The following is a 13564-nucleotide window of genomic DNA, read 5'->3' as shown; positions in this document are numbered from 1 at the left end:
GCAACGCGCCTCGGCACGAGGCTGCCGACCCCTTCTTCACGAAAGATCCGGGCTAGTTCGCAAAAGGCATCTGCTGGCGTGCGCTCTGGCATCAGACGCTCCAAACCCGAAGACCTCGTGGCAATCCGTGCCTGGCTCGAGGAGGAAGAAGCTGCTGGCGTGCATGGCAGCTTTCTTTGCAACTGGTCCATCATCGAGCGCGCTCACAAGGACAAGGAGCTTCTTGTGTACATAGACGGCAGGAGCGGGACGCCGGTTGCTTTCCAGCTTGGGCGCCTTTTGCAGTCGGGAATCATGCAGGTCAAGCATGACTTCCGTGGCCGGGGAATCGGCAAGAGGATGGTCGACTACTGCGTCAATCTCGCGCGACGCAAGGGCGAGGATCTGCTGGCCATTCAGTGCAAGCCATCGACGTCGATTCCATTTTGGGAGCGTATGGGCTTTACCGTGATCCCGGGCAGTGAGCCGCCGAACAGGGCCTATAGGGTTCTGGAGCGACGGCACCAACTGCCCGAGGTCGGCACACCTGTAGAGGTCGTCGTTCGCTTCTACCCGGAGGAAAGGAAGTGGCACGATGCCTGTCTCCCGCTGCTACAGGTTGAGGCGTCAGGCAAGGAGTTGCCGGGCGGCGTGATCCAGCTTGATCGACGCATCTCCTTTCATGAAGACGCATATCCGCTTGCTCGAGATGTCGTGGTCGAGGCTGAAGTCAACAGAGTCCGCCAGTTCATGGACAAGGCCAAATACCGTGCATCTCAGCAACGCGGCGTCAGGAGATGCAGGAATGGATGGTTCATGGACCAGATTCGCCCCAAAGAACAGAATTGACCCACCGTTTCGCCAATGGCTTGCCAAGCCAAGGGGGTAGTTGGCTTCAAGCGTCGGCAAGCGGCCCGCGCGGAGCCGGCAGAGCGTTCAGCTTGTCGCCCATTTTCCTGAAGCCCCGGTCCCGCGCCATGAACGCCTCCAGCATATGCGGCGCAAGCGCCGCCGCATCCACCCGTTCACCGTAGGTCTGCGCGTGCAGCGCCGCATAGCGATCCAGCGTCGCCTTCAGTTCGGCCGACAACGTGATAGTGAGCTTGACCGGCCCGCTCTTGGGCAGCGGGCCGAGTCGCAGCGCGTTCGCGCTCATCGCGACGCTCCCCGGTTGAAGAACAGCGGCTGGTATGGCCGCAGCACCAGGTCGCGGTTGACGATGACCCGCACCGGCAAGCCGGGGCGCTCCGTCAGGGTGGGCTGGATGTTCATGTTCCGCCTGGTCATCTCCTGCCCGATCTGGTTCACGCTGTCCTGGACGCTGTCTCGCCCGGCGATGACCACGCGGTTGCCGTCCTGGCGGTTCTCCGGCGCGGCCAGCTCGGCGCCGATGCCCAGCAGCGTGGTCAACGCCGCACCCGCGAAGATGCGGTCCCAGTGCCAGTCCACGCCATCCTCCAGGCCCGCATAGCCGGCCGGGTCGGTGCCCACCAGGTTGTCGAGCTTGAACGACGAGGTGTCGGGCAGGATCACCCGGTTCCACACCACCTGCACCCGGCTCTGGCCGTAGGCCACCTGGCTGTTGTACTTGCCCAGGATGCGCGAGCCCTGCGGAATCAGCAGGTACTTGCCGGTCGCCGTGTCGTAGACCGGCTCCGTCACCGTGGCGATCACGTCGCCCGGCAGGTCGGACTTGATGCCCGTGACCAGCGCCGCGGGGATCACCGTGCCGGCCATCACCTGGTAGGGCGAGGCCGGCAACTGCAGGTTGCCGGAATTGCGGGTCTGCGCAGCGCCGGCATTCAGGAATGCTTCCTTCTGCTCCTGGCGGTTCTGCACGGCCGTCGGATCGGCGGGCTGCGCAGCGGCAGGTGCAAGCGCGCCCGCCAGCGCATCGAAAGGCTGCGCGCTGCGCACCTCACTCGCCGGCGCGGCCTGGGCCGGCTTCGCGCCGGCCGGACTGCCACCCGTCGCACGGAAGAACACGCCCGAGCGTGCCGCTTCCTCTGCCGCCAGGCGCGCCGCATGCGCGGGATCAACGCCGCCAGCCTGCGCGCGGGCCTCCATCGGCTGCTGCGACCTGACGATGGCCGACCCCAGGTCGCCCGGCAGCGGCTCGCCCAGTTGTGGCACCGCGGGCGGCGGCGCCGGCCGGGCCATCCCGGCGTAGTCCTTGGGCAACTGGTCCAGGTTCTCGGCCTTGGCGACGCGATCGACGTTGTACAGCTCGGTGGCCGGGTTGCGCTCGCGCCGGTGCGGTTGTAGCGACCACAAGGTCGCGCCCAGCACCACGGCGGCCAGCATGCCGGCGATCACGGCCAGCATGCGGCGGTTGAGCCGGACCACAGGACGCGGCGATGCGCGCAGCGCCATCGTCTCCGGATCAGCCTTGGGCGGGACGGCAGCGGCCTCGTTCATGATCCATTGCTCCCTCGGGATATGCCCTCGGTGCGCTCGATGCGCACGATCTCGCTCCTGGCGCCCTTGCCGCCACCCAGGCGCAGTTCGGCCGCACCGAACAGCCGGTCCACCACGTAGTACGGGGCGCGGAAGCGGTAGTTCACGAGCTGGCCGTCGCCCTGCGGGCCGATCACGAACAGCGGCGGCAGCTCGCCCTGCGCGATGCCACCGGGGAACTGGATGTAGACCTTCTGCCCGTCGTCGAAGGCGCGCAGCGGCTTCCACGGCGGGCTGCCGCCGCTGATCGCATAGCGGAAGCGGATGCTTTCCAGCGACAGGCCCGCATCCACGGGCGCCGCGGACTGCGCGTCCCGCGCCTGCTTCTGCAGCGCCACCATGCGGTCCTTCGGGTAGTCCCAGGACACCGAGGCCATCCAGGCCTGCGGCGTCGAGGACAGCTCGATCAGGTAGGTGCGCCGGTTGGTCGTGATGACCATGTTGGTCTTCAGCCCCGTGCGCGTGGGCTTGACCATGACGTTCACGCGCTGGGACGGGCCGGTGCCGCTGGTCGTGTCGCCCACGATCCAGCGCACCGTGTCGCCGGCCGATACCGTCACCAGTTCCTCGCCCTCCTGCAGCGCGATCACCGTCACGCGGCCGGGACTCGTGTAGACCTGATAGAGCGCCCCATCGGTGAAAGGCCAGACCTGGATCGCATTGACGTAGCCCTCGCGCGTGGGGGCGATACGCGCCTCGTCGTTGGCCTTGGACACGCGCACCTTCTCATCGGCCGGCTCCGGCAAGGCCGCCAGCGAACCATCGACGGGCAGCGCCTTCATCTGCTCCGGCAGCGGCAAGGGCTTGGGCACTTCGACGACTTCGACCGGAGCCGGCGGATCGGGCAGGCGCTGTGCTTGCACCGGCTCGTCCAGCGTGATGGCCGGCGGGGGCTTGCCATGCGATGCGCAGCCGGAGAGGCTTGCGATCAGCAATGCCGGAATAACGTAGAGGCGCAAATGGGGAATGCATCGGTTCATGGTTTCCTGGCTCCTTCGGTGGCATCAAGTTCGCGGCTCCACGACAGACCGTTGACGTAGATGCCCAGGGGGTTCTTGCGCAACCGCTCCTCGGTGCGCGGCGGCTGCAACACGATGGACAGCACCGCGGTCCAGCGCTCGGTGCCGGCCGGTGCGCCGTTGACATAGCTGCGCTCAATCCAGCGCACCTGGAACGACGAATCGCTGGCGCGCACCACGCTGGTCACTTCCACCGCCACCGAGTTCTGGCCAATGCGCGAGAACGGGTCGTTGGTGCGTGCGAAGTCATTGAGCGTCGCCGCGCCCCGGTCAGTGGCGTAGTCGTAGGCTTCGAGCCAGTTGCGCCGCACGACGATGGGATCGATAGAGAGGGACCGCACGTCGTTGATGAAGCGCGCGAGGTGGTGCGCGACCTGCGCGTCGCCTGGCCGGTACGGCGCGGCGGCTTCTCCGACCGCACGCACCTGCCCGGCCTGGTCCACCTCGACGACATACGGCGTGACGATGGACTGCGCCGAGCGCCACACGAGGCCACCGGCCATCAGCAGGGCCAGCGACAAGCAGCCGAAGGCCATGAAGCGCCAGTTCTTCGCCTGCACCCGCGCCGAGCCGATGCGCTCGTCCCAGACCTGCGCGGCGGCCTGGTACGGGGTGACGGGCGCCGGCGTGTCGGAGTAGCGCACTTGGGGTCGTTTGAATCGCATGAAGGGGTTCTCCTTAGCTGTCGTCGCGCAGGCTGGGGCTCGCACCGCTGCCTCCGCTGTCGCCCGAGCGCAGTGTGTGGGCCGCGACCGTCGCGCCGTGCGCTAGGCGCTGGTGGCGTTGCAGGCGCTGCGCCCAGGCGGGCGGCACCGTAGGTGCGGCGGGCGCGTCAGCCGATGTCCCCGCAGTGGAGGTCGCCGCCGCCGCCGGCGCGGCCGCCTCGGCAACGAAGTTCGCCACGCGCTCGCGCATGGCCTTGGCGCCTGAAGCCACGCGATCGCCGACTGCGCCAGCGCCGGTGCGTGCAACGTTGGCCAGGCCCGCGCCGGCCGCGCGCAACCCGCTGCCGCCCGAAGCCGCGGCACCAGCCTCGTAGGCCGAGCGCGCGCCACCGGCGAGGGAGCTGGCGGAACGGCCGGCAGCGGCCGCGCCACCGATCACGCTACGCGCTGCGCCGGGGGCCATGCGCGCGCCAGCAGCTACGGCGGCGCCCGCGCCAGCCATCGCCGCGCCACCGGCGACTGCAAGGCCCGCGCCGCCGACCACGGTGCCGGCCGCCGCCCCTGCGCTGAGCTGCGGCGCGCCCGACACCAGCCCGGTGGCGATGCCCGGTCCGAAGATGCCAAGCCCGAACAGCGCGAGCGAGGCGAGCATGATGGTCAGCGCATGGTCGATGCTCGGTTCGGTGCCCGGCGGCGCCGTGAACTCGCCGAACAGACCCGTGCCGATGCCCACGATCACCGCCAGCACCAGCACCTTGATCCCCGAGGACACCACGTTGCCCAGCACGCGCTCGGCCAAGAACGAGGTCTTGTTCCACAGCGCGAACGGCACCAGCACGAAGCCCGCGAGGGTGGTCAGCTTAAACTCGATCAGCGTCACGAAAAGCTGCACCGCAAGCACGAAGAAGCACACGATGACCACCAGCCAGGCCAGGCCCAGCACCACGATCAGATCGAGGTTGGCGAAGACCTCGGGGAAGCCCGTCAGGTCGCCGATCTGCGTCATGATGGGCCGCGCAGCCTCGATGCCGACCTGCGCGAGCCGGCCCGGCTGCAGCAGCTGGGCCTGCGTCAGTGCCGAGCCGGAGGCTGTCAGGCCCAGGCCCGCGAACGAGCGGAAGACGATGCCGGCCAGTGCATTGAAGTGGCCGATGATGTAGGCGAAGGCCCCCACGTAGAGCACCTTCTTGATCAGCTTGGCGATCACGTCGTCGCCGCCACCGCCGCTCGCGTTGCTCATGGCCCAGAACAGGCCGGCGAGCGTCATGTCGATCAGCACCAGCGTTGCCGTCAGGAACGCGACCTCGCCACCGAGCAGGCCGAAGCCCGAGTCGATGTAGCGCGAGAAGACATCGAGGAAGCGGTCGATGACGCCAACGTCGTTCATGGCATCAGTCCTTGGGCGCCGAACTGGCAGGAGGCGCCGACTCGGCGGCCGGCGGCGCCGGCGGCTTCACCGGGTCGCCCGCATACGGCGACTGGCCGCTGCCCAGGAAGCGCCGGCGCGTGGCCTCGGCCACTGCGTTGCACTGCGCATCGCCGACCTTGGCGTGGTCGGCCTTGCAGGCTTCGCGCAACGCGCGCAGCCGCTGCGGGTTGGCCACCAGCGATTCGACGCCCTCGATGGGCGGTGGCTTCTTCTCGCAGGCGGCCAGCGCCAGCGCGCACAGGGTCATGAGGATGATTCGTCGCATGGCGTGCACTCCCCTCAGTCGCGGTAGAAGTTAACGTTGGTGGGCGTGTACGGCGTCCCCTCGCCCTGGAAGCGCCGACGCACCTCCCGCGCACGTTCCTGCACGGCGACCTGGCGCGCCTGTTCCAGCGCGGCGGCGCGGTCCTGGGTGATTTGGAGCTGCTGCGCCTGGATCGCTTGGCGCGACTGCAACGCCAGCAGTTGGTTCGTGGCCTGCATGGCCTGCAGGGCGCCCGTGGCCGACTGGCTGCGGTTGACCAGTTCGGCCAGCGTGCGCTCATCGGCAGCGAAGTTTTGCACCGCCTGCGACTGCACCTTGGTGGCGGTGCGCAGCGCTTCGAGCGAGTTGGTCCAGCGCGTGCGCGCATCGAGCGCCATCTGCGTGCCCGAAATCGCGGCGCTGTAGGAGTCGGGGTAGAGGCGGCGGAAGTCCGCCTCCATCTGCGAGACGTTGAAGGCCAGCCCCTGCGCCTGCCGGATCAGCTGATTGGTCGCATCCAGCGTCGCGCGCAAGTCGGCCAGCGCGCTGAACGGCAGGCTGGTCAGGTTGCGCGCCTGGTTGACCAGCATCTGCGCTTCGTTCTGGAGTTGGCGGATCTGGTTGTTGATCTGCTCCAGCGTGCGCGCGGCGGTCAGCACGTTCTCCGCGTAGTTCGACGGGTCAAAGACGATGTCGCCGATGCCGAACAGCGCATGCGCAGGCTGAGCGACGCCCAATGCGAGGACGCCAGCGGCCGCCAGCGCCAGGACGTGCTTCCTGAACGGGCGGGGTTTGAACGAAGCGATGCGTTTCATGGCGAAACTCCTTCCGGTGGTGGTGGATCGATGAGATCGGCGGCCCAGTCCAGGCCGCAGTGCCGCAGCCAATGGGCCGCGAAGTCCTGTGCGCCGTGCGCGGCGAGCACGGCATCGATGTCGCGCTGGTGCTCGGGCGTCGAGGCACCGGCGAAGGCGAGCGCCACCGGCCCGAGGTCCAGATCGAAGACGCGGTTGCCCAGGCGCGACTGGTAGTAGTAGTCCTGCTTGGGCTGCGCCTGCGCGACGATGTCGATCTGCCGTGCGTTCAGGCCGAAGCTCTCGTAGATCTTGCGGATCTGCGGCTCGGTGGCCTGCGGATTGGGGAGAAAGACACGACTCGCGCAGCTCTCCACGATGGCCGGTGCGATGGCCGAGCCCTGGATATCGGCCAGGCTCTGCGTGGCGAAGACGACGCTGACGTTCTTCTTGCGCAGGGTCTTGAGCCACTGCCGGATGCGCGCGGCGAACACCGGGTCGTCGAGGAACAGCCAGGCCTCGTCGAGGATCAGCAGCGTCGGTGCGCCGTCCAGGCGCTCCTCGAAACGCGCGAACAGGTAGCGCAGCACGGCCAGTGCGGCCGCCTTGCTGTGCATCAGCTCCTCCATCTCGAAGCCCTGCACATCGGCGCTGCCCAGGCGGTCGTGGTCGGCGTCCAGCAGCTGGCCGTGCGCACCGCCCAGCACGTAGGGCGCGAGCGCCTGGCGCAGCGCGTTGGACTGCAGCAGCACCGACAGGCCGGTCAGCGTGCGCTGCTCCACGGGGGCACTGGCCAGACTGCCGAGGGCGGACCAAACCACCTCGCGCTCCTCCGGCCCAACCGACAGGCCCTCCCGGATCAGCCGCCCCTCAATCCACTCGGCCGCCCAGGTGCGGTAGCCCTCTCGGTCGATGCGTGCAAGCGGCTGGAAGGCAATGGCGTTCTCGCCGCTCGCGTCGTCGTCTGCGCGGCCGAGGTCGTAGTGCTCGCCGCCCAGGCCCAGCACGGTGGCCCGGATCGAGCGCCCCCAGTCGAACGCGAAAATGCGTGAGCCTGGGTAGCGGCGGAACTGCAGCGCCATTGTCGCCAGCAGCACCGACTTGCCCATGCCGATCGGCCCGACCACCAGTGTGTTGCCCACGTCGCCGATGTGCGTGACGAACCTGAACGGCGTCGAGCCATCCGTCCGCGTGACGATCAGCGGTGGGCCGTCGAGGTGCGCGTTGCGCTCCTGCCCCGCCCAGACGGCCGACACCGGCATCATGTGCGCGAGCCCGAGCGTCGAGACGATGGGCTGCCGGACGTTGGCGTAGGCATTCCCCGGAACAGAGGACAGCCAAGCCTCCACGGCATTCAGCGTCTCCGGGATGGTCACGAACCCCCTGCCCTGGATCGCCCGTTCGGCCTGGCGCAGTTTCTCGTCGGCCGCGGAGGCTTCGGCGTCCATCACCACGACCGTGGCGGTGAGGTAGCCGAAGGCGACCTGGTCGCTGCCCAGTTCCTGCAGCGCCGCGTCGGCGTCGGCCGCCTTGTTGCTGGCGTCGGTATCGACCAGCACGCTCTCCTGCTGGAAGATGGTCTCGCGCAGCAGGGCCACGATGTTCTTGCGCTTCGCGAACCACTGCCGGCGCAAGCGCGTCAGTTCCTTCTCCGCCTCCGCCTTGTCCATGCACAGGAAGCGCGTGGACCAGCGGTACGCAAAGCCCAGGCGGTTCAGGTCGTCCAGGATGCCCGGCCAGGTCGAGGTCGGGAAACCGCGCACGGTCAACACCCGCAGGTGCTGCTCGCCCAGCATGGGCGCGAGGCCGCCGGCCAACGGCGCATCGGCCAGCAGCGCATCCAGGTGGACGGGCACCTCGGGCACCGCCACGGGATGGCGGCGCGTGGACACCGTGGCATGCAGGTAGGCCAGCGTCTGCGCATCGTCCAGCCGGACGATCTCGGGCATCACGCCATCGAGCAGGTCGAGCACCCGGTCGGTCTCGGCCACGAAGGCGGCCAGGCGCTCGCGCCAGTCCACGCCATCGCTCGCGCGATTCTCGTAGAGCAGCCCGGCCGCGCGGGCACGCGACTCTTCCGGCGGCAGGTACTGCAGCGTCAGGTGGTAGCGGCTCTCGAAGTGGCTGGCCGACCCCTCGAAGGCGGCGCGCCTCTCCTCCTCCACCAGCCAGGACAGCGGTTCGGGAAACTCGGAGCGCGGATAGTGCGCCGCCGGCAAGCGCTCGGCCTCGACGAACAATGCCCAGCCCGACCCCAGCCGGCGCAGCGCGTTGTTCAGACGTGCAGTGACGGAGACCAACTCGCCCTGCGTGGCGCTGTCCAGGTCCGGGCCCCGGAAGCGCGCAGTGCGCTGGAACGAACCGTCCTTGTTGAGCACCACGCCGGGCGCGACCAGCGCGGCCCAGGGCAGCCAGTCGGCCAGCAGTGCCGGGCGCTGACGGTATTCGGCGAGGTTCAGCACAGCATGCCCCTCAGACGTCCAGCAGCGCTCGCTGCTTCATGTGGCGCGCGAAGACCTGCATGAACTGCGGGTCCGAGCGTGCGCCCCACACAGCCAGCGAGTGGCCGACCAGCCACAGCAGGAGGCCGGGAATCCAGAGCTGCAGCCCCAGGCCGACGGCCGCGGCGAGCGTGCCGTTGGCGATCGCGACGGTGCGCGGTGCACCGCCCAGCAGGATCGGCTCCGTGAGGGACCGGTGCAGCGGCACCTCGAAGCCACGCATCTCGAAGTCCGTTGCTTCATGCGTGCTCATGCCAGTACCGCCCCGCCGCTGAACGAGAAGAACGACAGGAAAAAGCTCGACGCGGCGAACGCGATCGACAGGCCGAAGACGATCTGCACCAGCTTGCGGAAGCCCCCGCTGGTGTCGCCGAAGGCGAGCGTCAGGCCCGTGGCGATGATGATGATCACCGCGACGATGCGCGCCACCGGCCCCTGGATGGATTCGAGGATGGACTGCAGCGGCGCCTCCCAAGGCATGTTGGAGCCGGCCGCATGCGCTGGCAGCGCGACGGCCAGCAGCAGCGCCGCCATCAGCAGCACCTGCAGCACCAGCCGCATGCGTGAAGCACGCAGAGGCGGATTTACGGAAAGGAACGAAGTCGTCATGGCGTTTCTCCTGGAAGTGACGGCAAGGAAGGAAGCGATGGCAGGGGCGCGGATGCCAGCTCGTGATCGAGCCGGTAGCCGTTCCTGTCAAGGCCAATGACGCGCGCGATGGCCTCGACCCGGCGCGTGCGGCCGCGCCCGGCGATGAAGACGATGACGTTGACGGTCTCGGCGATCAGCGCGCGCGGCACGTTCACCGACACCTCCTGCACCAGCTGCTCCAGGCGCGTGAGCGCGCCCATCGGCGAGCCGGCGTGCACGGTGGCGATGCCGCCCGGGTGTCCTGTGCCCCAGGCCTTGAGCAGGTCGAGTGCCTCCGGGCCGCGCACCTCGCCGACGACGATACGGTCCGGCCGCAGGCGCAGCGTGGAGCGCACGAGTTCGGTCATGCTGACCACGCCGGGCCGCGTGCGCAGCGGCACGTGGTCGTGCGCCGTGCATTGCAGCTCCACCGTGTCTTCGAGCACGATCACGCGGTCACCGGTGGCGGCCACCTCGTCGAGCAATGCGTTGGCGAGCGTGGTCTTGCCGGTGCTGGTGCCGCCAGCGATCAGGACGTTCTGGCGTTCGCGCACGGCGGCGCGCAGGAACGCGGCTTGGTCGGCGGTCAGGATGCCGTCGGCCACGTAGTCTTCCAGGCGGATCAACGTGACGGCGCGTTTGCGCAGTGCGAACACCGGTCCCGGCGTGACAGGCGGCAGCGCGCCCTCGAAGCGCTCGCCGGTCTCGGGCAGTTCAGCGGTCAGCAGCGGCTTGCCCGCATGCACCTCGGCACGCACGTGCGCGGCGATCAAGCGGATGATGCGTTCGCCGTCTGCCGGCGACAGCGTGATGCCCGTCGGTGCGCGGCCCGTGCTCAGCCGGTCCAGCCACAGCGATCCATCGGGGTTGAGCAGCACTTCGACCACGTCGTGGTCGGCCAGCGCCTGCGCGATCTCCGGCCCCATGGCCGTGCGCAGCATGCGGATGCGCCGGTCCAGCGCCAGCGAGGCCGGCGCGACGGGAGATGTCGGCGCGCGCTCAGGCCGGCTCATGGGGCGGCCTCCGGTTTGCTGCCGGCCGGGGTCGCCGGCCGATAGCCTCCAGTGCTGTTCCCTTCGGTGTCGCCCAGCCCGAAGAACTGGCTGTCCTCGGGCTGGATCTCCTCGTACACGTCCTTGACCAGGCTGCGCCCGCGCAGCAGGTGGCGGCCGAGCTGTTCGATGAACTGCTCGAAGCGGGCGCGGCCCTGCGCGCGCGCCGCGTCCTGATGCGCCTCGGGGACGGGCATGCTGACGGTCAGGAAGTAGCGCACGTACAGCGCCACCGTCTCGATCAGGATGTTCTGGTCGCGTTCGAGCTTGTCGTACTGGCGCGAGAGGCGGTCCAGCCGCCTGGCGATGGCGGCCTCGCGCTGGTCGCCGCTGTCGGGCGAGAGGAACGAGGACAGAGCGGCAGCGATGATCGAGGACTTGGACAGCCCCTTCATAGCGGCCAGTTCGTCGAGCCGGCGCGCATGGTCGCGCTCCAGGAAGATGTTGAGGCGGGTGCGACTCATGACGGCCTCACAGGGCAATCCCGTCGTCGGGGTCGAGCGCGGCCAGCTGCGCGGCGCGCTGCAGGCGCGGGTCCAACTGCGTCGGCAGGGGCAGCGGCGCGTCGTCGTCATCGAGCACGCCGAGGTCGTCGGCGCCGGGCTCGGGCTGCGGCGCATAGGCCACCTCGCCCAGCTCCGGCTGCTGCCGGTGGCCGCCGTCATCAACAGCGCCGGCCTGACCGGCAAGCGCCATGTCGAGGATCGGCGCGGTCAGCGGCGCCAGGCCACTCCAATCGTCGGGGCGTGCCGCCGGGGCGTCGGCATAGCGGCCGCTTGACGCGAGCAGCGGAGCGGGCTTTACCCGTACCGTGAAGTTGCGGTCGAGGTAGTAGCGGATCTTGCGCGCACGGATCGGCGCGTGGCCCGAGACCATCACCACGGCATCGTCGGACGGCAACTGCATCACCTCGCCGGGCGTCAGCAGCGGGCGCGCCGTCTCCTGGCGCGACACCATCAGGTGCCCGAGCCACGGCGCCAGCCGATGTCCGGCGTAGTTGCGCTGCGCGCGCAGTTCGGTAGCCGTGCCCAGCGCGTCGGAAATGCGCTTGGCCGTGCGCTCGTCGTTGGTGGCGAACGCGATGCGCACGTGGCAGTTGTCCAGGATCGAATGGTTCGGGCCGTAGGCCTTGTCGATCTGGTTGAGGGACTGGGCGATCAGGAAAGCACGCAGGCCGTAGCCCGCCATGAAGGCCAGCGCGGACTCGAAAAAGTCCAGGCGCCCGAGCGCAGGGAACTCGTCGAGCATCAGCAGCAGCTTGTGCTTGCGCGCGATGCCGTCAGCGCCGTCCAGCGACTCCGTGAGTCGCCGGCCGATCTGGTTGAGGATCAGGCGGATCAGCGGTTTAGTGCGGCTGATGTCCGAGGGCGGCACGACGAGGTACAGCGACACCGGATGCTGTGCCGAGATCAAGTCGGCGATTCGCCAGTCGCAGCGCGAAGTGACTTCGGCGACTGTCGGATCGCGATACAAACCGAGGAAGCTCATGGCCGTGGACAGAACACCCGAGCGCTCGTTGTCGCTCTTGTTGAGGACTTCGCGAGCGGCGGAGGCGACCACGGGATGCGGCACATCGCCCAGGTGCTTCGTCGTCATCATCCGGTGCAGCGTCACCTCGAACGGGCACGCGGGATCGGACAGGAAGTTGGCTACACCTCGGAGGGTCTTGTCCTCGCCGGCGTAGAGCACATGCAGGATGGCCCCGACCAGCAGTGCATGCGAGGTCTTCTCCCAGTGGTTGCGCCGCTCCAGCGCGCCTTCGGGATCGACAAGAATGTCGGCGATGTTCTGCACATCACGCACCTCGTGCATGCCTTTGCGGACCTCCAGCAGCGGGTTGTATGCGGCCGACTTCGCATCGGTGGGGTTGAACAGCAGGTAGTGCGAGAAGCGCGCACGCCAGCCGGCCGTGAGCGTCCAGTTCTCGCCCTTGATGTCGTGGATCACGGCCGAGCCCGGCCAGGACAGCAGCGTCGGCACCACCAGGCCCACACCCTTCCCCGAACGCGTAGGCGCGAACGCCATGACGTGCTCGGGGCCAGCGTGTCGCAGGTAGCGCTCGTGCTGGCGGCCGAGGAAGACGCCGGTCGGCTCATGCAGGCCGGCCTTCCGGATGTCGTCGGCCTCTGCCCAGCGTGCGGAGCCATAGGTGGTGACGCGGCGCGAAACGCGCGAGCGCCATATCGCCATGCCGATGGCCACGCCCGTGGCAAACAGCCCGCTTCCTGCGGCGATGGCGCCACCCTGCAGGAAGATGTCCGGCGCGTAGGCGTCGTACCAGTACCACCACTCGAACAGCTTCCAGGGCTCGTAGACCGGCAGGCCCGCAATGCCAGCCCAGGCTGGTCCCAGCCGCGGCTGGTAGCCCAGCGCACGGGCGGTCCACTGGGTGGCGCCCCACACCCCGCCGAGGGTTACGCCGAGCACGGCCGCGATCTGGCCGAGCAGGATGCCCGTCTGGACGCTCGACGTCCCGCCCTCGCCAATTCCGGATCGAACTGCCATGTCCATTCCCTTCGGCGCCCCATTGCGCCATGCGCATGTGCGCCCCATGGCGCGCATCGCACGAGTCTGGAATCGATGGGCCGCGCGGTACACCCACGAGGGCGTAGCTCAGCGAAGGCTGGCGGGTATGTCGCGAGAAAACGCAGTTGGCTGGCTGGATTCCAGAAGGCCGAGGCCTGACTTGCCCCAGCGTTTCACAGCTGGAGCATGCTTGAGAGGAAGCTCCACGTCTAACCCGGATCTTTCGTGAAGAAGGGGTCGGCAGCCTCGTGCCGAGGCGCGTTGCCAT

Annotated in this window: 14 protein-coding genes; 1 reads left to right on the top strand and 13 read right to left on the bottom strand. The window is 68.7% G+C overall.

All coding sequences use genetic code 11. From position 1 onward, the window contains the following. Positions 1–828 (top strand): GNAT family N-acetyltransferase (locus ACIY1X_RS18760; RefSeq protein ID WP_399683383.1); only part of this gene is annotated, 828 nt, incomplete at its 5' end. Between the two features lie 46 nt (positions 829–874). Here ACIY1X_RS18760 and ACIY1X_RS18755 read toward each other — a convergent pair. The 13 genes from ACIY1X_RS18755 to ACIY1X_RS18695 are packed head-to-tail and all read right to left on the bottom strand — an operon-like array spanning position 875 to position 13275. Beyond that, a complete protein-coding gene (locus ACIY1X_RS18755) occupies positions 875–1135 on the bottom strand; it encodes a DUF2274 domain-containing protein (RefSeq protein ID WP_399683380.1) in 261 nt (86 codons plus the stop codon). Further along, on the bottom strand, positions 1132–2397 hold the full coding sequence (locus ACIY1X_RS18750) for a TrbI/VirB10 family protein (protein ID WP_399683378.1): 1266 nt from the start codon (positions 2395–2397) through the stop codon (positions 1132–1134). Before ACIY1X_RS18750 ends, ACIY1X_RS18755 begins: the two co-directional genes overlap by 4 nt. Beyond that, complete coding sequence (gene trbG, locus ACIY1X_RS18745; protein WP_399683376.1) at positions 2394–3416, bottom strand: P-type conjugative transfer protein TrbG; 1023 nt, start codon at positions 3414–3416, stop codon at positions 2394–2396. Before trbG ends, ACIY1X_RS18750 begins: the two co-directional genes overlap by 4 nt. Then, the gene (gene trbF, locus ACIY1X_RS18740) at positions 3413–4120 is read right to left on the bottom strand and encodes a conjugal transfer protein TrbF (protein ID WP_399683374.1); all 708 of its coding nucleotides are present in this window, start codon (positions 4118–4120) and stop codon (positions 3413–3415) included. The genes trbG and trbF overlap by 4 nt, the downstream gene beginning before the upstream one ends. A gap of 13 nt (positions 4121–4133) precedes the next feature. Next, positions 4134–5507 carry a P-type conjugative transfer protein TrbL gene (gene trbL / locus ACIY1X_RS18735; protein ID WP_399683373.1) on the bottom strand — a complete coding sequence of 458 codons (1374 nt, stop codon included), beginning with the start codon at positions 5505–5507 and terminating at the stop codon, positions 4134–4136. A gap of 4 nt (positions 5508–5511) precedes the next feature. Beyond that, the gene (locus ACIY1X_RS18730; RefSeq protein ID WP_399683371.1) at positions 5512–5814 is read right to left on the bottom strand and encodes an EexN family lipoprotein; all 303 of its coding nucleotides are present in this window, start codon (positions 5812–5814) and stop codon (positions 5512–5514) included. Between the two features lie 14 nt (positions 5815–5828). Next, positions 5829–6608 carry a P-type conjugative transfer protein TrbJ gene (gene trbJ, locus ACIY1X_RS18725; RefSeq protein ID WP_399683368.1) on the bottom strand — a complete coding sequence of 260 codons (780 nt, stop codon included), beginning with the start codon at positions 6606–6608 and terminating at the stop codon, positions 5829–5831. Further along, positions 6605–9049 (bottom strand): conjugal transfer protein TrbE, encoded by a 2445-nt coding sequence (gene trbE, locus ACIY1X_RS18720; RefSeq protein ID WP_399683366.1) that lies wholly within the window; start codon positions 9047–9049, stop codon positions 6605–6607. Before trbE ends, trbJ begins: the two co-directional genes overlap by 4 nt. Before the next feature lie 10 nt (positions 9050–9059). Continuing rightward, positions 9060–9341, bottom strand: coding sequence for a VirB3 family type IV secretion system protein (locus ACIY1X_RS18715; protein ID WP_399683363.1), 282 nt, complete (start codon positions 9339–9341; stop codon positions 9060–9062). Then, positions 9338–9649, bottom strand: a complete 312-nt coding sequence (locus ACIY1X_RS18710) for a TrbC/VirB2 family protein (protein WP_399683385.1) — start codon at positions 9647–9649, stop codon at positions 9338–9340. The genes ACIY1X_RS18715 and ACIY1X_RS18710 overlap by 4 nt, the downstream gene beginning before the upstream one ends. A 44-nt stretch (positions 9650–9693) precedes the next feature. Further along, a complete protein-coding gene (trbB, locus tag ACIY1X_RS18705) occupies positions 9694–10731 on the bottom strand; it encodes a P-type conjugative transfer ATPase TrbB (protein WP_399683360.1) in 1038 nt (345 codons plus the stop codon). Continuing rightward, positions 10728–11234, bottom strand: a complete 507-nt coding sequence (locus ACIY1X_RS18700; RefSeq protein WP_399683358.1) for a CopG family transcriptional regulator — start codon at positions 11232–11234, stop codon at positions 10728–10730. The genes trbB and ACIY1X_RS18700 overlap by 4 nt, the downstream gene beginning before the upstream one ends. 7 nt (positions 11235–11241) lie before the next feature. Further along, positions 11242–13275 carry a conjugal transfer protein TraG gene (locus ACIY1X_RS18695; protein WP_399683355.1) on the bottom strand — a complete coding sequence of 678 codons (2034 nt, stop codon included), beginning with the start codon at positions 13273–13275 and terminating at the stop codon, positions 11242–11244. Positions 13276–13564: the final 289 nt, after the last annotated feature.

The sequence above is a fragment of the Xenophilus sp. genome (assembly GCF_044462705.1).
Lineage (GTDB): Bacteria > Pseudomonadota > Gammaproteobacteria > Burkholderiales > Burkholderiaceae_C > Xenophilus > Xenophilus azovorans.
The sequence above is the reverse complement of the archived record's forward strand: the minus strand, read 5'-3'. Positions and strand labels throughout refer to the sequence as shown.